General features: G+C 36.6%; 14 protein-coding genes, 2 tRNA genes and 2 pseudogenes. 14 read left to right on the top strand and 4 right to left on the bottom strand.

Annotation, left to right across the window (positions count from 1 at the left end):
* Positions 1-7: 7 nt before the first annotated feature.
* Positions 8-532, bottom strand: a complete 525-nt coding sequence (locus IPK14_18360) for a Rieske 2Fe-2S domain-containing protein (protein ID MBK7995262.1) — start codon at positions 530-532, stop codon at positions 8-10.
* Between the two features lie 802 nt (positions 533-1,334).
* Here IPK14_18360 and IPK14_18355 point away from each other — a divergent pair.
* The 4 genes from IPK14_18355 (at position 1,335) to IPK14_18340 (ending at position 6,132) form a co-directional block, all read left to right on the top strand.
* Positions 1,335-2,183 carry an energy transducer TonB gene (locus IPK14_18355; protein ID MBK7995261.1) on the top strand — a complete coding sequence of 283 codons (849 nt, stop codon included), beginning with the start codon at positions 1,335-1,337 and terminating at the stop codon, positions 2,181-2,183.
* A gap of 68 nt (positions 2,184-2,251) precedes the next feature.
* Positions 2,252-5,797, top strand: coding sequence for a pyruvate:ferredoxin (flavodoxin) oxidoreductase (nifJ, locus tag IPK14_18350; protein MBK7995260.1), 3,546 nt, complete (start codon positions 2,252-2,254; stop codon positions 5,795-5,797).
* A gap of 104 nt (positions 5,798-5,901) precedes the next feature.
* Positions 5,902-5,973, top strand: a tRNA-Gly gene (locus tag IPK14_18345).
* Between the two features lie 84 nt (positions 5,974-6,057).
* Positions 6,058-6,132 (top strand) — tRNA-Cys (locus IPK14_18340).
* Positions 6,133-6,142: 10 nt separating this feature from the next.
* On the opposite strand, the gene IPK14_18335 is transcribed toward IPK14_18340, so the two are convergent.
* Both IPK14_18335 and IPK14_18330 read right to left on the bottom strand, forming a co-directional pair.
* Positions 6,143-7,021: a hypothetical protein gene (locus IPK14_18335; protein MBK7995259.1), complete on the bottom strand. Its 879-nt coding sequence runs from the start codon at positions 7,019-7,021 to the stop codon at positions 6,143-6,145.
* Positions 7,022-7,044: 23 nt separating this feature from the next.
* Positions 7,045-7,509, bottom strand: a complete 465-nt coding sequence (locus IPK14_18330) for a hypothetical protein (GenBank protein ID MBK7995258.1) — start codon at positions 7,507-7,509, stop codon at positions 7,045-7,047.
* A 543-nt stretch (positions 7,510-8,052) separates the two neighbouring features.
* On the opposite strand from IPK14_18330, the gene IPK14_18325 reads away from it, so the two are divergent.
* The 8 genes and pseudogenes from IPK14_18325 to IPK14_18290 all read left to right on the top strand — a co-directional run bounded on the left by IPK14_18325 (position 8,053) and on the right by IPK14_18290 (position 17,295).
* Positions 8,053-9,180 carry an efflux RND transporter periplasmic adaptor subunit gene (locus IPK14_18325; protein MBK7995257.1) on the top strand — a complete coding sequence of 376 codons (1,128 nt, stop codon included), beginning with the start codon at positions 8,053-8,055 and terminating at the stop codon, positions 9,178-9,180.
* 9 nt (positions 9,181-9,189) lie between these two features.
* Positions 9,190-12,367: pseudogene (locus IPK14_18320) on the top strand (efflux RND transporter permease subunit).
* A 235-nt stretch (positions 12,368-12,602) separates the two neighbouring features.
* Positions 12,603-13,634: a class II fructose-bisphosphatase gene (glpX, locus tag IPK14_18315; protein MBK7995256.1), complete on the top strand. Its 1,032-nt coding sequence runs from the start codon at positions 12,603-12,605 to the stop codon at positions 13,632-13,634.
* 84 nt (positions 13,635-13,718) lie between these two features.
* Complete coding sequence (locus IPK14_18310) at positions 13,719-14,237, top strand: DUF2085 domain-containing protein (GenBank protein ID MBK7995255.1); 519 nt, start codon at positions 13,719-13,721, stop codon at positions 14,235-14,237.
* Entirely contained in the window at positions 14,224-14,784 is a 561-nt protein-coding gene (locus IPK14_18305) for a hypothetical protein (GenBank protein MBK7995254.1), read from the top strand. The genes IPK14_18310 and IPK14_18305 overlap by 14 nt, the downstream gene beginning before the upstream one ends.
* A gap of 21 nt (positions 14,785-14,805) precedes the next feature.
* On the top strand, positions 14,806-15,879 hold the full coding sequence (locus IPK14_18300) for an ABC transporter permease (protein MBK7995253.1): 1,074 nt from the start codon (positions 14,806-14,808) through the stop codon (positions 15,877-15,879).
* A gap of 4 nt (positions 15,880-15,883) precedes the next feature.
* Positions 15,884-16,767 (top strand): annotated as a pseudogene (locus tag IPK14_18295) (ABC transporter permease).
* Positions 16,768-17,025: 258 nt separating this feature from the next.
* Positions 17,026-17,295, top strand: a complete 270-nt coding sequence (locus IPK14_18290; protein ID MBK7995252.1) for a hypothetical protein — start codon at positions 17,026-17,028, stop codon at positions 17,293-17,295.
* Positions 17,296-17,352: 57 nt separating this feature from the next.
* Here IPK14_18290 and IPK14_18285 read toward each other — a convergent pair whose 3' ends face one another.
* On the bottom strand, positions 17,353-18,027 hold the full coding sequence (locus IPK14_18285; protein ID MBK7995251.1) for a hypothetical protein: 675 nt from the start codon (positions 18,025-18,027) through the stop codon (positions 17,353-17,355).
* A gap of 130 nt (positions 18,028-18,157) precedes the next feature.
* Here IPK14_18285 and IPK14_18280 point away from each other — a divergent pair, with 130 nt between their 5' ends.
* Complete coding sequence (locus IPK14_18280) at positions 18,158-19,294, top strand: M20 family metallopeptidase (protein MBK7995250.1); 1,137 nt, start codon at positions 18,158-18,160, stop codon at positions 19,292-19,294.
* A 46-nt stretch (positions 19,295-19,340) separates the two neighbouring features.
* Positions 19,341-20,114, top strand: a 774-nt coding sequence (locus tag IPK14_18275; GenBank protein MBK7995249.1) for a hypothetical protein, incomplete at its 3' end; no start/stop codon positions are given.

Genomic DNA, 20,114 nt, shown 5'->3' with positions numbered 1-20,114 from the left:
GATGCTCCTATGCTAATGGAGTTTTTTCTGGTGTGCCGGGTTTAAAGTTTTGATAATTTACTTCTAGTTTATTGTCGCTAATACGGTGGTCAAGCTTATCTAAATCTCTAGGTGTAGGGCCATCGGTTTTTGTTCCATCCAATTTCCATTGGCTCATATGGCAAAGACAAATAAATTTGCTAGATTGATGGTTTACAGTGCAACCTTCATGAGGACATACGGCAGAAAAAACATTTACGGATTCTTTCTCTTTTACTACCCAAACGATTTGTTCTGTTTGAGAGATTGCCCAACCTGTTTGTTTATTGCTAATAATTGAATGCTTGCTTATTCCATCAGGGATTTTATCTATTAAGTCTAAGCTTTTCCAAGATAAATCTTTGCTTGCCTTTTTGTTAAAGGCTGGAAAAATAGCATAAATACCGCTTGCTATCCCCATTACTCCCCCGATTAAAGCCATAAAAAAACCACTTAATATTACTAAAAAACTACGTCGAGAAGACTCATTTTCAGAAGCTGTCTTTTTTGACATCGGCTAGCCTTTTATTTTTAAGATTAGTTTGTTGCATTTAAGAAAATTAGATAGAGTGAAGTATTTGGGCAATTGTATTACCTAGGTTATTTATAAGGCAAGAGCTTTTAGATTAGTTATTAGTTAATATTTGCAGACAATAATTATAATAAAATATTTAAGCTAAAAACACTGTAAATAAAGTTTTCTGATGTTTTATCTCTTAAAGCCCCAACGGGGCGATATATTTGTAGTGTAGGGGTTCAACCCTACGTATGATAATGAAATATTTACAGAGTCACGTAGTGACGACATAATTAAAATATTGTATTAATTAGGTTTATTATGTCGTCGCTACGTGACTCTAATTATGTATAATCACTAAGCTTAGGTCTTACGACCTAGGCTACAATTATTTCGTCCCTTCAAGACTCAAGAAATTCAAGAAATATTAACTTACTTAGTTTACGCTGTGCTAAAAACCTTCAATTTCTTACTTTTCCCCAAATATTTTCCCATTGTTATTAAATATTTCCCTAAATGTTTTCTTGAGTATAGAAAAATTCTTGTTTAAGTCTAATTTATGTGATCTAACTTATTGCAAAATTATAGACTTATTGGTAAGTATTTAATTGGTACAGTATTTGCGTAGAAGAAAAGCAAAATTACTAACCTGCTAATGCTCTAAATGAACTAGACTTACTAGGGTATAATAAGTAGTGTTACTAAATCTATTTATTAAATACAGTTGTAAAATACTTACTAAATTTAGCATTAGCAATATCAAAGTTTGCAAGTGTAAGTTTTAAGGAGGTACAAAACAATGTTTGAATATACTTTAGCTAGTGTCAGTAAAAAAAGAGACAAAAAGAAGTGGGCATTATTTATTTGTACCTCAATTATTTGGGTGATTATTTTTATTTCTACTGTTATTGCTGGTATTTTTGTTTTTGATGCTCGTTTAGATAGCCATTTACAGCTATTAACTATGTTAGCACCGCCGCCACCGCCGCCGCCACCGCCACCCCCACCGCCACCAAAAGGTGGAATGAATATAGTTAAACCTGCTAATGATTTAATAGTTAAAACAGGAATGAATCTAAACTTTAACCAAAATTTAATAATGCCAGTAAGCCATAAAGTTGTTTTACCTAGTGTGAATAATGGAAGTGATATAGGGGTAGAAGGTGGTGTAGAAGGCGGCGTGGCTGGTGGTGTAGTTGGTGGTGTAGTTGGCGGTGAAATTGGTGGTGTGTTGGGTGGAGTATTAGGAGGTGTAAAAGGAGGGGTATTAGACCCTTTAAGTGCAGATATTGTTGCTGCTCCTCCACCTCCTCCAGTACAAAAAGTTGTAGAAAAAAAAGAAATTGCTCCTTCTCCAGAGCCTAAAATTATTAGACGTAGCGAAGGCATAATTCGTGGTAATGCTACTGTTAGAATAACCCCTAGTTATCCTATGGTAGCTCGTAATGCAGCAATTCAAGGTGAAGTAGTTGTAGAAATTGTTATTGATGAAAATGGGAACGTTATTAGTAGCCAAATTATTTCTGGACATAGTTTATTGCAGCAAACTTGTTTAGTAACTGCTAAGGAATGGAAATTTAACCCTACTTTACTTAACAATAAGCCAGTAAAAGTACAAGGCACTTTAACTTTTCGTTTTAACTTGTAGCTATTACTAAATATAAAATAAGTAATCTTAATTACAGTAATTTAGCTAAAATTCTAAAGAGGCATGAAATGAAAGAAAAACTTATTACTTTAGATGCTAATGAGGCAGCCGCCTATATTGCTCATAAAACTAATGAAGTGATTGCTATTTATCCAATTACTCCAGCATCTCCAATGGGAGAATTTGCCGATAGTTGGTCGTCTCAAGGCATAGTCAACCTTTGGGGCGAAGTTCCCCTAGTGCAAGAAATGCAATCTGAAGGCGGCGCGGCTGGTGCTGTACATGGTGCATTGCAAACAGGCTCTTTAACTACGACTTTTACTTGTAGTCAAGGCTTACTGTTAATGATACCTAATATGTATAAAATAGCTGGTGAGCTAACTAGCACAGTTTTTCATATTGCAGCACGCTCAATTGCAGCACAAGCCTTATCTATTTTTGGTGATCATAGTGATGTAATGGCTACACGTTCAACAGGTTGGGCGATGCTCTTTGCTAATTCTGTTCAAGAAGTAATGGATTTTGCTTTAATTAGTCAATCTGCTACTTTAGAAAGTCGGATCCCTTTCCTACATGTTTTTGATGGTTTTCGCACTTCTCACGAAGTAATGAAAATTACTCAAGTTTCAGACAAAACTATCAAAGAAATGATTAATGAAGATTTGGTATATGCTCATCGAAGTCGCGCACTTTTGCCAGAACATCCTGTTATTCGTGGTACAGCACAAAATCCTGATGTTTTCTTTCAAGCACGAGAAACTGTTAACCCTTATTATTTAGCTACACCAGGGATTGTTCAAAACTTGATGGACAAATTTGCTAGTCTAACAGGTCGCCAATACCAACTTTTTGATTACTATGGCTCGCCTGATGCCGAACGACTTCTAGTGCTTATGGGGTCAGGCTGTGAGGCTGTTCAAGAAACTGTAGATTATTTAGTAAATGAAGGGGAAAAAGTTGGATTAATTAAAGTAAGACTATATCGTCCTTTTTCTTCAGAATATTTCTTAAAAGCTTTGCCAAGCACAGTTAAAGCTATTGCTGTGCTAGACCGCACCAAAGAACCAGGCGGGGCCGGAGAGCCTCTCTATCAAGATGTAATGACAGTAATTAGCGAAGCTTTTTCTAATGGGACTCTAAAAAATTTTCCTAAAATTATAGGTGGGCGTTACGGACTTTCTTCTAAAGAATTTACTCCTAGCATGATAATTAGTGTCTTCTTAGAATTAGCTAAAACTACTGCTAAAAACCACTTTACAATTGGAATTAATGATGATGTAACTCATAGTAGTCTTACTTATGATGATGAGTTTGATATTGAGCCAAAAGATGTTGTTAGGGCTGTGTTTTGGGGCTTAGGCTCAGATGGAACGGTTGGAGCAAATAAAAATTCTATTAAAATTATTGGCGAGGAAACGCCATTTTATGCCCAGGGTTATTTTGTTTATGACTCCAAAAAATCTGGAGCTAGAACTATTTCACATTTAAGATTTGGGCCTCGCCCAATTCATAGCACTTACTTAGTTAAACATGCTAGCTTTATTGCAGTACATCAATTTGCTTTTTTGCGACGCTACAATATTTTGGAAGCGGCTGCTTATGGGGCTACAGTGCTTCTTAACAGCCCATTTAGTGCTAGGGAAGTTTGGTCACAACTGCCAAGAATGGTACAAAAACAAATTCAAGAAAAAAACATTAAACTCTATGTCATTGATGGTTATTCAGTAGCAAAAGCCGCAGGAATGGATAAAAAAGTAAACACCGTCATGCAGACATGTTTTTTTGCAATTAGCGGAGTCTTACCACGCGAGGAAGCTATCACCAAAATCAAAGAATCAATTAAAAAAAGCTATAGCCGACGTGGTGAATCAGTAGTAGAAAAAAATTACCAAGCTGTAGACCAAACCTTAGCTAATCTTTATCAAGTTATAGTGCCTAATAAAATTGATAGCAAAATTGATATGCTAGAAATTGTGCCAGAAAATGCTCCAGAATTTGTTCAATCCGTTACTTCTAAAATTATTGCTGGTAAAGGTGATTTGCTGCCTGTTAGCGCAATGCCAGTTGATGGAACATACCCAGTAGGTACAAGCCAATGGGAAAAACGCAGCCTTGCCCAAGAAATTCCTGTTTGGGACAAAGACCTTTGTATTCAATGCGGTAAATGTGTTTTGGTTTGTCCACATTCAGCACTACGAGCTAAAATCTATGATGAAAAGTATTTAGCAGATGCTCCAAACACATTTAAGTTTGCTGACCCTAATTTTAGGGATTTGCCAAATAAAAAATATAGCCTCCAAGTCTCAGGTCAAGATTGCACAGGTTGTAGCTTGTGTGTAGAAATTTGTCCTGTTAAAGATAAAAACCAAGCTGGCCGTAAAGCCATTAATATGAGTGATTACCAAGGGCTTTGTGAAGTAGAAAAACAAAATTGGGACTTCTTCCATAACTTACCAGAAATTTCTCGTGTCAACTCGCTAAAATTTGACTCAGTAAAAAATATCCAAGTTCTTCAACCTCTCTTTGAATTTTCAGGGGCTTGTACTGGTTGCGGAGAAACTCCTTACTTAAAATTACTATCCCAATTATTTGGGGATCATACAATAATTGCTAATGCAACAGGCTGTTCTAGCATTTATGGTGGCAATCTACCTACAACGCCTTGGACGACAAATGCAGAGGGTTACGGGCCAGCTTGGAGCAATTCTTTATTTGAAGATAATGCTGAGTTTGGTTTAGGAATGCGCCTAGCTTTAGATAAACAGCTAGATTATGCTTACGCTCTAGTTAACAAGCTTAAAAATGTAATTGGTGTTGAGCTAGCAGAATCAATACTTAATGCCGATCAATCAAGTGATGCAGGAATTTTGGCACAACGCAACCGAACAGCAGAACTAAAAGCTATTTTAGAAAATTGTCCTGATATGATGGCGCGGGATCTTTTGCATTTGCTTCCAGTGTTAGTAAAGAAAAGCGTTTGGATTGTTGGCGGCGATGGTTGGGCCTATGATATTGGTTATGGCGGGCTTGACCATGTGCTAGCAAGTGGACGTAATGTTAATTTACTAGTTTTAGACACAGAAGTTTATTCAAATACAGGTGGACAATCTTCTAAAGCAACACCTCTTGGAGCAGTAGCTAAATTTGCTGCTGGTGGTAAAACTAGCGCAAAGAAAGACTTAGGACTTATGGCTATAGGCTATGAAAATGTTTATGTAGCCCAAGTAGCTTTAGGCGCAAATGATAGTCAAACCGTAAAAGCATTTTTAGAAGCAGAAAGCTACCCTGGCCCATCTTTGATTATTGCTTATAGCCATTGTATTGCACATGGAATTGACACTTCCAAAGGCTTAGGCCAACAAAAATTAGCTGTTGAAACTGGTTATTGGCCGCTTTATCGCTATAACCCAACATTAAAGTCAATGGGCAAGAATCCTTTCCAACTAGACAGCAAAACTCCTAAATTACCATTTAAGGATTATGCCTATAATGAAACTCGCTATAGCGCATTAGCTCAAACTAACCCAAAAATAGCTGAGGAGTTTATGAAAACAGCACAAAAAGGAGTTCTGGAAAAATGGCAAAAACTAGAACAAATGGCTAAAAGTATTTAGGGAAGATGTTTTATACCTGGCGTTTTTGTTAGCAAACTAGGAAAAATTTTCCAAACACAGGTTGACACACCCTTAAAAACTATTGTAGATTATGCCCGTCTCAAGCGGGAGTAACTCAGCGGTAGAGTGCAACCTTGCCAAGGTTGAAGTCGCGAGTTCGAATCTCGTCTCCCGCTTTCATCGGTAAATCATAAAGTGGCGAAAGCAGAAAAAAGCTGTTTTCGCCTTTTAACTTTAATAATTTGATAATTTTTGATAATGGCGGCGTGGCCAAGTGGTAAGGCAGAGGTCTGCAAAACCTTTATTCGTCGGTTCAACTCCGTCCGCCGCCTCCAACCCTTTCAATTAGCCTAACCTACCCTTTAACCAACTATTTATTGCTTTAGCAAAAAAGTGTGGTGCGTTTTCACAATTACGTAAATATAATGATGGTTCAATAAGTTCTAACTCCATTAATGCAAATTTGTTATTTTCTGTTCTTACAAAATCAACTCTTGCATAAAGCAATGTCCTAGAAATATGTTTCAAAATCTCTTCTCCTGCTTTTAACAAGTCGGATGTGGGCTTTATTGCTTGGATTATGCCTCCATGCTCTTCTTGGACTCTAAAATCCTGGGTTTTTGGAGTTTTTAAGATTGCATGGCTATATTCGCCATTAAAGTAAAACAGTGAATATTCCCCCTCATCAACTATTGCTTTCATAAAGGGTTGCACCATAAAGGGACGGTTTTCAAATATTTTGTTTAAGTTTTCAATATCTTCTTGCTCTTCTTTGCTGCGTTTTAACCAAAAAGTATTTTGTGCGGTTGCACTAACTCTTGGTTTTATTACAATTTCGTCAGATTCTAATTGCTTAAACCATTGTTGGAGTTGACTAAGGCTAAATCCACTATTAACCCAAATTGTGGGGACTATTTTTGCTCCTTTTTCTTGAAGATCATTAAGGTAAATTTTGTCAGCATTCCATTTCGCAATCTCAAAAGGGTTTGCTAACAAGGTTTGTGACTCAATTTGCTTTAGAACTTGTAAAAAGGCTTCTAAGTGGTTTTGATAGTCCCAAGTAGTGCGAATAATAACAGCAGCATATTTTTTCCAATCAACAGCGGTTTGTTGCCAAGGAACAATATCAACTTGATAGCCTAAGTTTTGAAGTGGCTCAAAAGCTAAATTGTCATCACTTACATAGCCGCTTAAATCCTCGATAGAAAGAAATGCTATTTTCATAATATAATGCAATATCTAAACTGTTATTTGGATTTTTGTTTTTGCACACAATATAAAGTAAAGATAACGCTAGCATTTACAGAAGCAACAGCATTAATAGTGCTAGCTGAAAGTTGGTGGTTAATACTATAGGGTTGAAAGCCACATTCATAGCCTATATCAAATGCTTTCTTATGTGCCTTATTCCAAGCATCTTTTGCATCGTCAGAGAAGTTTTTAATAAGCTCAACATAGTCTAAAATAAGACCTTCAGGTTCTAGATCACCACAACGGCCATCAAGCTCAACAGATAAGTTATGGCTTCCTTCGCTATATGGTTCATCATTTAGGATAAATACTTTATCTCCAAAATCTTTTATTATCGCACTAATATCATGTTTTGACTCAATATCTAAATCTACATTTAGAAAGCAAATCTGCTGGTTTTTATTAAATTTCTTTTTGCCTTTTTTATCTTTTTTGCTCTTTTTATCTTTCTTTTTGCTCATTATTACCCCTAAATACTAATTAATATAGATTTTAATGCAACTTAGAAAATAAGTTAGGGCTAACTATAACAGCTTAAAAAAATATTGATAAACAAGAATAAGCAAAATTATTCTTGTTTTATTGAAACTTACAAGAAAACCTGTTTCTAAGGAAATATAAATAGCTTCCTGATAACGAAGTTAGAAGCATAGAACTAGTCTTAAAACAAATAGAAGCTTTATCTAAAACTTAGGTATTAAGCTAGCGATTGCAGCTAGTTACGAAAAACTATAACTAGTTATTATATTGATAGATAAATACTTAGCCCATTAATCTAAATTTAGTTTTAACTTAAATACTAAGGGCAACTAACTATTTTCATATGACACTAACCTTGTTAGCATGATGTACACTTTGCCACACAAAAGGTTATTAACTAAATTTTATTTGTTATAAGGGCTAAATCTAAAAATATGATTTTTACTCGGTTAACTAGGCAAGAAAAATGCCTCCTAATTTTGCTGCTTTTTGGGATGCTCTCTTGTAAAAGTAGTTATTCATCAATGAATAAGTCTGAAAAGACAGTTGATAATAAAGCTGCTGCTAAAACAGTTAGATTAATAGCAGTACAAGCAGAAACTACAGCCAAAACAATTCCTGTGACAGGAACACTTGTTGCTTATGATCAAGCAATTGTAAGTGTTAAAGTTCCAGGGCGGCTTCAACAAATCACGGTTGATCTAGGAACTGTTGTAAAAAAAGGCCAACTAATTGGACAAATTGATCCTCAAGATTATCAACTACGAGTTCAGCAAGCTGAGTCTGCATTAGCACAAGCTCGGGCCCGTCTTGCCTTAAACCCTAATAGTACAGAAGAACCAACTGACCCTAAGCAAATTAGTTTAGTTCGTCAAGCTCAAGCCCTGGTGGATGAGGCTAAAATTAAGCTTGATCGTAGTGCAGCACTAGTTAAACAAGGAATTATTGCCCAAGCTGAATATGATGTTTCAGAAACAGCCCACAAAGTTGCAATTAGTCGTTATGAAGATGCTGTTGAGGAATTTCATAATCGACTTGCTGTTTTAACTCAAAGACGTTCAGAACTAGAAATAGCTAAACAGCAACTTGCTGACACAAAAATTTATTCACCTTTTGATGGAGTAATACAGGAAAAACGCGCTAGTTTAGGAGAGTTTTTAGCTGCGGGTGCGCCTATTGCTACAGTTGTACAAGTTAACCCGCTACGGCTTAGAGCCGAAATTCCTGAGCGTGAAGCTAATCAAATAAAAATAGGTCAAAAAGTTCTTCTAAGTGTGGAAGCTAGTAGTAATAATTATAATGGACAAATCAAACGGCTTAGCCCAACACTTACGCAAGAAAACCGTATGCTAATGGTTGAAGCAGAGATTCTTAATGATGGTTCGCTAAAGCCGGGACTTTTTGCACGTGCGCAAGTGATTATTGATAATAAAAATACTATTACCACTGTTCCAAAAAGCTCAGTAATTAGCTTTGCTGGTATTGAAAAAGTTATTACAGTTAAAGATGGTAAAGCTGTAGAAAAAACAATCACAACTGGACAGCGCATAGACAGCATGATTGAAGTTGTTGAAGGGTTAGAAGTTGGTGATGAAATCGTAGCTGAACCAGGTAATCTTCAATCAGGACAGCCAGTAAATTTAACTAAATAAGGAAAATTTATGCAGAAGCTTGCAGAAGTTTGTATTAAAAGACCTGTTTTTGCAGCCATGATTATTTTGGCTTTAGTTGTGGTTGGTGCAGCTAGCTATTTTCGTTTAGGTGTTGACCGGTTTCCTTCTGTTGATTTACCTACGGTTAGTATTAGGACTGGTTTAGCTGGTGCTTCTCCAGAAGAGGTTGAAACCCAGGTTTCACAGAAAATTGAAGAAATTGTAAACACTGTTGAAGGCATAAATGAATTACGCTCGGTTTCTGGTCAAGGAAGTTCATTTGTTATTGTTACATTTAATTTAGACCGAGATATTGAAACTGCTGCTCAAGATATACGTGATCGGGTTGCTACAGTAATTCGCAGTTTGCCAGAAGATGCTGATGCTCCTGTAGTTTCTAAATTTAATAATGATTCATCGCCTGTTTTGACTGTTGCACTTTCTGGAAATCGCTCCATTAGAGAGTTAACAGAAATTGCAGATAAAGTAGTAAAAGTTCAGATGGAACGCTCTACAGGAGTTGGAGAGGTTCGTATTGAAGGCGGATTAGAACGTGCAATAAATGTTTGGGTTACAGCAGAAAAATTAGCCGCTTATAAAATCCCTATTACTACGGTTCGTAGTGCAATTGCAAATCAAAATGCAGATATTCCTGGCGGTAATATTACTACAAATACACGTGAAGAAACTCTTAGAACAATGGGTCAAATCAGTGATCCAAGAGAGTTTAATAATTTAGTTGTTACTACTATAAATGGCATGCCAATTAGAATTAAAGATATTGGACGTGCCGAAGATGGAACCAAAGAGCAACGTTCAATTTCTCGCTTAAATGGTGTTCCTACAGTAACTTTAGAAGTACGCCGTCAATCAGGCTCAAACACTGTTGAGGTTGTAGAAGCAGCTAAAGCAAATTTAGCAAAAATTAACAGCCAAATCCCTTCAGATGTAAAGCTAGAAATTATTCGTGATCAATCCCGCTATATTTATAACGCACTAAGCGAAATTAATTTACACCTGGTTTTGGGTAGCATATTAGCTTGTTTAGTTGTGCTTGCATTTATGCGAAGTTGGCGTTCTACCATTATTGCTGGTGTTGCTATTCCTGCATCAGTAGTTTCTTCTTTTGGTATGATGTGGGCTTTAGACTTTACCCTTAATAGCGTCACGATGTTAGCTTTAGTGTTAATGGTAGGTATTGTTATTGATGACGCAATTGTAGTTCTAGAAAATATTTTCCGTTTTGTTGAAGAAAAGAAAATGCCTGCTTTTCAAGCTGCAAAAGAAGCTACAGCCGAAATTGGACTTGCTGTTATGGCTACAACGCTTAGCTTAGTTGTAATTTTTGTGCCTGTTTCTTTTATGTCTAGTATTTCAGGACGGTTTTTATATCAATTTGGTATTACTGCGGCAGTTGCAGTTTTAGTTAGCTTGTTGATTTCATTTACTTTAACTCCAATGATGAGTGCGCGTCTATTAAGTGACAAAGATGCAAATGCTGGGCATGACACAGCTAAATCCAGAGGAGGTTTTTATAGTTGGATTGATTGGAGTTATACAGCAACATTAGCTTTTGCTATGCGACATCGTATTATTGTTACTGTAGTTGCTATAGCTGTAATAGCTTCTTCTGCACCACTCTATAGACTTGTTAAACAAGAATATATTCCAACAGATGTTGATGAAGCGGAATTTGATATAAATGTTAATGCTCCTGAAGGTGTAGGACTCCAAGCTATGAATGAAATAATGCTAATGGTGGAAAAAGATTTAATGGAAACACCAGGCGTTAATTTAGTGCTTGCTTCAACTGGAGGGGTTTTAGGTGGTGTTGGTCAAGGTCGTGCCTATGTTCGTATTGAACCGCATGAAGTAAGGACATTTTCTCTTACCAGGCTTTGGGAAGCTATAAAAAAAGGTTCTCCTTCAGATGCTTTTCGCGGGAATTATTCGCAAAGAGATGTTATGCAGGAGGTAAGAAAACGATTAAGAAAATATCGTGATTTGCGTTGCTCTGTACGTAATGCACCATCTTTTAATATTGGTGGTGGTAATTTTGAAATAGATTTTGTGCTACGCGGGCCCGAACTTGAGGCATTAGCTGAATATGCCGAACAACTACGCTTAAAATCAGAAGAAATTGGTGGAATTGTTGATGCAGACACAACATTAAAGCTAGATAAGCCAGAATTAAGAATTGAAATAGACCGAGAACGAGCAGCCGATCTTGGAGTTGATGTTAGAGATATTGCTACAGCATTAAGAATTATGGTAGGTGGCGATCCTGAAGTTTCTCGTTTTCGTGACCCTGCTGTTAATTATGACTATGATATAGAGCTTAGACTTAATGCAAAAGATCGAACAGATAAAACTTCTATTGCTCAACTTTATGTTCCCAATAAAACAGGAGGACTAGTTTTACTAGATAATTTTGTTAAGTTTTCTAAAACCAAAAGTGCTTCTCGTATTGATAGATTAGACCGTCAACGTCAAGTTAGCCTTCGTGCTGCTACTGCACCGGGTTATGCACTGGCTGATAGACTGGATGCGCTACGTGGTGCTGTAAAAGAAATGAACTTGCCAACTACCTATACAACTAGTATTTCTGGTCGTGGTAGAGAGTTAGAGCGCACTTTTTACAGAATTTCTTTGGGCATTTCTTTTATCAGTAATTTTTATGTATATGATGTTGGCTTCACAATTTGAAAGCCTAATTCATCCCCTAACAGTTTTGCTTTCTTTACCGCTTTCTATTCCATTTGCACTTCTTTCATTATGGTATACAGGCAACACGCTTAATCTTTATTCAGCACTAGGGATTTTAGTTTTATTTGGTGTTGTAAAGAAAAACTCTATTTTACAAATTGACCATATGAATAATTTACGTCAAGCAGGAATGGAACGTCTGCAAGCTGTTATACAAGGCAACCGGGATAGATTAAGACCTATTTTAATGACTACTTTGGCTTTAGTAGCTGGTATGTTACCCCTAGCCGTTGGTTCTGGCCCAGGTGCAGAAGAACGCCGTGCTATTGCTGTAGTTGTTATTGGTGGGCAGACGCTTTCTTTACTTTTAACCCTGATTGTTACACCTGTAGTTTATTCAGTATTTGATGATATAGGGGTATTGCTAAAGAAAATATTTGTTAGACCCGCAAGGCAACTTGGCACTGATTTACCAAGCTAAAGGTTTTGTTATCGCTAATGCGACTCAAGAATATTAGACCTCCAAGGGCTTTTACAATTTTTAGCTTGGATGCTTACTTTCAAAGAAGTTGTAATGTAGCTGACATAACTCTAAGGTATTTACCGGAGAACAGCGGAAAAAGGCTTGCAAAATTTTCTAATCTATCAGATAACCAATTGACCATTGTATAAATAATCAAATCTAATTAAATCTAAAAATGAGAGGAATATTACTTATGCCACGAACTTTGGGCCATGAGTTATCACTAGATTTTTTGCATGTTGTAGAAGCTGCTGCAATTTCTTCTGCACGCACTATGGGACAAGGAAAACGTAAATATTCTGATAAAATGGCTGTAGAAGCAATGCGTGAGGAAATGCGCAGTGTTCCTATACGTGGAGAAATTGTTATTGGTGAAGGTGAACGGGATAAAGCCCCAATGCTTTATATTGGTGAAAAAGTTGGTATGGGTGCAGAAGATGAAAATAGCAGCTATCCAGTTGATATTGCTGTTGATCCATTAGAAGGTACAAACCTTTGTGCAACAGGTGCGCCAAATGCTATTGCTGTACTAGCAGCAGCAGAAAAGGGAGGCTTACTAAAAGCTCCTGATATGTATATGAATAAATTAGTTGTTGGCCCGGCTGCTAAAGGCTATGTAAGCATTGATGCTCCACCAAAGGAAAACTTAAAAATTATTGCTCGTCGTCTTAATCGGGATGTTACGGATTTAGTTGTAATTGTTTTAGACCGACCTAGACACCAAAATTTAATTGAAGAAATTCGTAGCGCAGGTGCAAGAATACAGCTAATTGGCGATGGCGATTTATCTGCTGGTATTAGTGCGGCTGTTGCTGGTTCAGGTGTACATGCTGTTATGGGCATTGGTGGTGCGCCAGAAGGCGTATTAACCGCAGCCGCAATGCGTTGCTTAAATGGTGAAATTCAAGCTAGGTTTGTTCTTAAAGATCAACTCTCGGCTGAAGACCATGAAAAAGTTGCTGAAGATAGTGCTGTACTTGAAAGAATGAAAAGTATGGGAATAGCAGATCCAAAGAAAATATATACAACTTCAGATCTTGCCCCAGGTAAAAACATTGTTTTTGCTGCTTGTGGCGTTACTAGCGGAAATATGCTTAGAGGTGTAAGATTTTTTGGTGATGGAATTAGGACTCATTCCTTAATTATGACTACTTCACCTCGTTATGTAAGATTCATTGATAGTATTGAGCTAATTCAAGCACCAGATGTAATAGTCAGATTTTAGGTTATATTCTTTAATAATCCTATAATGCTATTTTCAAAGGCATATAAAAACCCAGTGATTTACCACTGGGTTTTATAAAAAATTATGCGGCTAAATACAGACAATATTTCAAAAATAGCTTATGTAATTGTGCTATTGTCTGTATTGATTTGGTTTACAGCTATAATTTTGCCGGCCTTTTGGCAATATCAAGGTAATCTAATAGCTGCATTTGTTTTACGTAAAATATTTGCTTCACTTTGTCATCAAAAGGCAGAAAGAGCTTTTTTTCTTTGGGGTTATCCTTTAGCAGTTTGTGCAAGATGTACAGGCATTTATTTAGGTATAGTCTTAGGTAGTGTGATTTATCCATTAATAAGAAATTATCGGCGTAGTGATGTGCCAGCAACTAAATATTTAATAATAGCGTTGTCACCAACAACAATAGATTTTTTGCTTAAAATATTTCATATTTGGGAAAATACCCATCTATCACGAGCCATTACTGGGATGATTGCTGGCATTGCAATAGCATTTTATGTTGTTCCTGCAATTGTAAGTTTATTGCTAGATTTATCCAAGGTGTTTGGAAAAAATAAAGGAGTCTTCTATGGATCAAAGTAAGCTAAAACCAGCTTTAATTTCTGGTGTAATCTTTGGCATTATTTCTGTAATTCCTTTGGTTGGCGCACTTAACTGTGTATGTTGTGCCTGGCTACTAGTTTGCGGCATAGTAGCAGTAAAAATGTTTATTAGTAATAACCCTAGCCCTGTAAGCTCTTCAGAAGGTGCAACGGTTGGAGCATTAGCTGGAGCAGTTGCTGGAATAATTTCAAATATGGTTAGTTGGACTATAAACATAGTTAAGATGCGTGGTGCATCAACTGAACAAATAAGACAAGAGTTTGAAAAAGCTCTTTCTCAACAACCTAATTTAACTGCTGAACAATACGATCAAGTAATAAAGATTATGGATATTATTTTAGGTAGTTTACCACTCTTTATTATTTTGTTCTTTCTTGTTGGTGTAATAATTATGACTATTTTTGGTGCTTTAGGTGGAGTAATTGGTGTGAAGATATTTAATAAAGGTAAAACACCACCTCCAAATGTTCCTTATGGTCAATCTTTTGGAGAAGGCCCGAAATCTTCTTATCCAATAAATCAATAAAGTTAATCTGGGGGCTAGCTAATGCAGCGAATATTAGATTCACTGTTATTTCCTCTCTTAGCTGTGGTAAGCGCATTTTTAGTTGGAGGGATTATTGTTTTTTTAGTAGGCGATAATCCCTTACGTGTTTATGAGATTTTCTTTGCTAGTGCTTTTGGTACAATTGACGGAATATCTTATACATTGTTTTATGCTACACCATTGATTTTTACTGGTTTAGCTGTTGCTGTGGCTTTTCGTTGTGGTCTGCTTAATATTGGGGCTGAAGGGCAACTTTATGTTGCTGCTTTTGCTGCTGCCTGGGTAGGTTTTACTTTAGATATTTCTCAATGGGTTGTTATTCCTCTTTGTATGATTGCGGCTATTGTGGCTGGTGCAATTTGGGGAGGAATCCCTGGAATCTTAAAATCTCGTTTTGGTAGCCATGAAGTTATTAATACAATAATGATGAATTTTATCGCTGTTGGAATAACTAGCTATTTTACCCAATATTACTACCGCTTGCCAGGTGATCCAATACTTCAAACTAAAACTATTTTTCCTCAAGCACAAATTCCTAGAATGAGTGCAATACTTGGCACTTTTGGAATAAATTTTCCTGCTTGGCTACCTCTAAACTTTGGCTTTTTTATTGCAATTTTTGCATGTATATTTGTTTACATTTTTCTTTGGAAAACTAAATGGGGTTATGAACTTCGGGCCGTTGGTGCTAATGCTTCAGCCGCTGAATATGGAGGCATTAATGTTGGAAGAAGTATTGTTCTTGCAATGTGTATTAGTGGAGCATTAGCTGGGCTAGTTGGTATTAACGAAGTGTTAGGATATCGTTATCGTTATTATGATGGTTTTTCTGCAAATTATGGTTTTACGGGGATTGCTGTTGCCCTACTTGGACGCAATCATCCACTAGGAATATTTTTGGCTGCACTGCTTTTTGGGGCCTTAGTTAGAGGTGGGCTTTTTGTTAACATTTTCTCTGACCGAGTTTCTAAAGACCTTGTAGTTGTTTTGCAAGCAGTAATTATTCTTTTTGTCGCTTGTGAAGCAATTTTTCAATTTTTGCAAAAAAGAAATCTAGCAACAGGAAAAAACTAAAACCATGATAGATGCTACAGATATTATTAATATTTCCTTAGTAGGTTCTACTATAAGACTTGCTACTCCTTTGATTTTAGCAGCTATTGGTGGGCTATATTCTGAACGTGCAGGAGTAATTAACATTGCTTTAGAAGGTATTATGTTAGCAGGTGCTTTTACTGCTGCTGCTGTAGCAGCTAAAACCGGCTCACCTTATTTAGCTGCTCTTTCTGCCTTGATTTCTGGTGTTGTAGTTGCGTTAATTCATGCTGTAGCTTGCATTCGCTATCGTGCTGATCAAGTAGTTATTGGCACAGCTATCAATATTTTATTTTTGGGCGCACCTGCACTTTTTCAAGGGCTTTTTTTGGCTCATCTGGTTCAACTCCACAACTAGAAACTGCACAAAGACTACCTAACTTGTTTATTTATATTGCCTTTATAGCTGTTCCTGTTACTTACTTTGTTTTATTTCATACTCGTTTTGGACTACGTTTAAGAATGATAGGCGAAAGTCCAGAAGCTGCCGACAGTGCTGGTGTTAGTGTAGAAAAAATCCGCTATATGGCCGTTTTAATATCTGGTCTTTTAGCTGCACTAGGTGGAGCTTATTTAGCTATTGGACAAAATTCTTTTTTTACTCGCAATATGACAGCAGGACGTGGTTATATTGCTCTAGCAGCCTTGATTTTTGGTAATTGGCACCCTACTAAAACTTTACTTGCATGTTTATTTTTTGGTTTAACAGAAGCTTTAGCCATTCGTATGCAAGGAGTCATAAATATCCCTAATCAATTTATTCAAATGGTGCCTTATATAATTACAATGGTTGTACTTGCAGGTTTTATTGGACGTGTTCACCCACCAAAAGCAATTGGTCAACCTTATGTTAAAGAACGTCGCTAAAATTTATAGGAATCTGGATCTTATCCATATGTTGTGGAAATAAATTTTTCTGGGGTTGTCGGATAGCCATTAAATAAGGTAGAATGAGGCTTGTCTTGCGATAAGAGATTGGCTTAATTTAACCTTAATGTATTAATCATAATTTTTCATTACTGGAGACATACTACTGCAAGATGTATAAAAGAAAACAACACAACTCCGGCTGATTAACTTAACTCTTAGGTCAGTTGTCTGCCGGACACTTTAAGGAGGAACGTCATGGCAAAGCGATTGACTAATCAACAAGAAATTTCTTCTAAAATAACTTCTCTCTCTGATACTGAAGCTGCCCAAGTCCTAGATTACATTAATACAATAGAATCCAAACACAAAATCCAAACTATTCAAATAGATGACGAATTGATAAACTATTTAGCTGATGCACGAGAAAACCGATGCGCTCGCCAAGTCATTGAATGGGAAAGAGTTCGCCGACGTGCTGATAGTCAAGATAACTTAACTTTTGCTGCTACTAATCGAAGTAAATAATAAAAAATAGCTGCAACAAAATAACGCTGCAATTTCAGCGTTATTTTGTTAGGGTTTTTAGCGTGTACGAATTAAGATTTCTGTTCCTTCTTCTAATTTAATTTTGTCGCTACCTCTAATAACATTTGAACCAGCACCACCAGCAGCACCAATGCCAGCACCAATTGCAGCCCCTTTTCCGCCTCCAATAATACCACCTAAAATTGCTCCAGCCGCCGCACCGCCTACAGTTCGCTTAGTTGTGGACGATCCACGACTGCCACCTTTAATATTGCCTTCTTCATCAACGGATTTAACAGACTTTTCTCCATAAACTTTTGTTACATCGCCTCTTAACGCATAGCTATCTCCAGCCGGCAAAGTAATCCTATCAAATACTAAAACTAATGAAGTTTGCCCCTTGACCTTGCCTGATTGCTTAACTCGTGAAAGATGCCCTTCTATTTGTGAATCAGCATAACGATTAGGTGTAAGTGCTGTAGCTGTAAAACGATCTCCTTCTTTTGATTTTTGTGAGTCAATTTCTGTATTTAATCTAATTTTCATTTGTGTACCACGAGGTACAGAATTATTAACAACTTTTGGCTTAATACTTGTAGGCTTACGAGTTGTTGTAGTGCGTGGGCGTGGACGGTTTGTTTGTGCCATTGTATCTGTTTGTATAACAGATAGATTAAGCATTAGTGCTATTAATGCTAAACTAGCTAACCAGTAAATCTTCTTTTTGTGCATAATGTCTCCAAAAGTGAATTTTTTGTATTTTCCCATACAAACTTGATTTTGTGTAATAGTTTACACCTTGATTGGTTAGGTTTTTATGGGGCATTATTTTTGATAAATCTTTAAGTAACTAGGAGTAAATATGTCAAACCTGATAGAGTTTTTTCTTAGTCGTCAACTTGAAACTATCCAATTAATTCGTAATTTGGTAGAGAGTGAAACCCCATCAGGTGATGTTGTTCGTATCGCTGGGATGGTTGAGCATTTAGCTGCGTTGCTTAGAGAACTTGACGCAAAAATAGAAATTTTTGCTACTTCTAATGGTTCTTCTCTTTATGCTCGTTTTGCTGAAGGTGAAGTTGAGTCGGATAAACCGCTATTAATTGTTGGTCATTGTGATACGGTTTGGCCGCTGGGAACAATCGCTAAACGTCCATTTAAGATGGAAGATGGAAAAATCTATGGCCCTGGCGTTTTTGATATGAAATCTGGTCTAGTAATAATGCTAGAAGCCCTAAGAGCAATCAAAGAATTAGACCTAAAAACACGCCGTCCAATAGAGGTTTTTTTAAGCTGTGATGAAGAACAAGGAAGCCCTTCCACACGCCAATTAATTGAAGACATCGCACAATCAGCTTATGCTGCCTTGGTTTTAGAACCTTGTCTGCCAGGTGGAAAACTTAAAACCTCCCGCAAAGGTATTGCCCAATATCAGTTAATCGCTCGGGGATGCTCTGCACATGCTGGAGTTGCCCCAGAAAAAGGTATTAGTGCGGTAGAGGAATTAGCCCAACAAATTATTAAGCTACATTCATTAACAAATCACACAGAAGGTATTTCTGTTAATGTAGGTGTTATTCAAGGCGGAACGCTTTCAAATGTCGTTGCTGCCGAAGCTAGAGCAGAAATAGACATCCGTTTTTGGACAAATCAGCAACAACAAAAACTCTCGACTGCATTAGAAAACTTAAAACCTGTCTTAAATGGGGCAGAGATTGAATTAATAGGCAAAGTCAATCGTCCACCTTTGGAACGCTCAGAAAGAATTGCTGAACTCTTTAAGCATGCTCAAAAGCTGTCTTTAGAACTAGGTTTTGAACTTCAAGAAGGCAAAACCGGTGGAGGTAGTGATGGCAATTTTATAGCTGCTCTAGGAGTTCCGGTTTTAGATGGTCTAGGCCCGGACGGTGACGGCGCACATGCAGATTACGAACATGTGCTAATAGGAAATCTCGCCCCACGAGCAGCATTAATTACAAGATTGCTGGAAACTGTTTAAGATATAATTTATATAAATAAAACAAAATCAAAACTAAGGAAAAGCTATGAAGTTACTAAAATTTTTATTATTGCTATTAATAGCTTTAGTAGTTACTACAAATACTTTTGCGGCGGATAATTCTAAGAAAAAAGAGCAAAAGCTAAATCTTTCAATGTTAAGCTTAGAGTTAAAAGCTTCCAAAACAGAGTTTCTTTTACTCGAACCTATTTCCCTTAGTGTTAAGTTAAAAAATAACCTTGGTCAGCCAATCGCTGACAGTACAAAACCAAAAGTTTCTTCTGAAGATGTAGTAATAAATTGCTCTTTTACAAATGATCAAGATAAAGAAAAAAAGCTTAAATTAACTGAGTTAACAGATTCTTTGGCTAGTGTTATTTCTGCCGAAGAAATCACTGAATCAGAAAAGCTTTGGCAATATCACTTAGTTAGCGGACGGACAGATTTATTTTCTAAGGCTGGCGAATATAAATTTCAACTTACTATCCATAGCGCAAAACAAAGATTAACCTCCAATTTATTGACTATTTCTATTATTGAACCTAGCGGGTCAGATAAAGAAATACTTGATAAATTAAAAGCTTTACCAGGATTTACTGATTTGATGAGTGCTGGCAGTATTTCAGAAGATAAAGAATTATTTGAAAGTGTAGAAAAATTACCTCGTGAGTTTCCTAATAGTTCTTATATTAATTATGTTATTTTCAATTTAGCAGAAATTCACTTTTCATTAGGGAATACTCAAAAAGCAATTTCCAATTTAAGTTATTTGGTAGAGACTGATAAATTTCCTTTTGCTAATCAAGCTTTAGGGTTTCTA

This window comes from Blastocatellia bacterium, assembly GCA_016713405.1.
Lineage (GTDB): Bacteria > Acidobacteriota > Blastocatellia > Chloracidobacteriales > JADJPF01 > JADJPF01.
The sequence above is the reverse complement of the archived record's forward strand: the minus strand, read 5'-3'. Positions and strand labels throughout refer to the sequence as shown.

What these genes read in the sequence shown, in the direction of transcription:
- IPK14_18335 (MBK7995259.1), bottom strand. Translation starts at nt 7,021, where the DNA reads ATGAAAATAGCATTTCTTTCTATCGAGGATTTAAGCGGCTATGTAAGT.
- IPK14_18325 (MBK7995257.1), top strand. Translation starts at nt 8,053, where the DNA reads ATGAATAAGTCTGAAAAGACAGTTGATAATAAAGCTGCTGCTAAAACA.
- IPK14_18305 (MBK7995254.1), top strand. Translation starts at nt 14,224, where the DNA reads ATGGATCAAAGTAAGCTAAAACCAGCTTTAATTTCTGGTGTAATCTTT.
- glpX (MBK7995256.1), top strand. Translation starts at nt 12,603, where the DNA reads ATGCCACGAACTTTGGGCCATGAGTTATCACTAGATTTTTTGCATGTT.
- IPK14_18285 (MBK7995251.1), bottom strand. Translation starts at nt 18,027, where the DNA reads ATGCACAAAAAGAAGATTTACTGGTTAGCTAGTTTAGCATTAATAGCA.
- nifJ (MBK7995260.1), top strand. Translation starts at nt 2,252, where the DNA reads ATGAAAGAAAAACTTATTACTTTAGATGCTAATGAGGCAGCCGCCTAT.
- IPK14_18360 (MBK7995262.1), bottom strand. Translation starts at nt 532, where the DNA reads ATGTCAAAAAAGACAGCTTCTGAAAATGAGTCTTCTCGACGTAGTTTT.
- IPK14_18280 (MBK7995250.1), top strand. Translation starts at nt 18,158, where the DNA reads ATGTCAAACCTGATAGAGTTTTTTCTTAGTCGTCAACTTGAAACTATC.
- IPK14_18330 (MBK7995258.1), bottom strand. Translation starts at nt 7,509, where the DNA reads ATGAGCAAAAAGAAAGATAAAAAGAGCAAAAAAGATAAAAAAGGCAAA.
- IPK14_18290 (MBK7995252.1), top strand. Translation starts at nt 17,026, where the DNA reads ATGGCAAAGCGATTGACTAATCAACAAGAAATTTCTTCTAAAATAACT.
- IPK14_18355 (MBK7995261.1), top strand. Translation starts at nt 1,335, where the DNA reads ATGTTTGAATATACTTTAGCTAGTGTCAGTAAAAAAAGAGACAAAAAG.
- IPK14_18310 (MBK7995255.1), top strand. Translation starts at nt 13,719, where the DNA reads ATGCGGCTAAATACAGACAATATTTCAAAAATAGCTTATGTAATTGTG.
- IPK14_18300 (MBK7995253.1), top strand. Translation starts at nt 14,806, where the DNA reads ATGCAGCGAATATTAGATTCACTGTTATTTCCTCTCTTAGCTGTGGTA.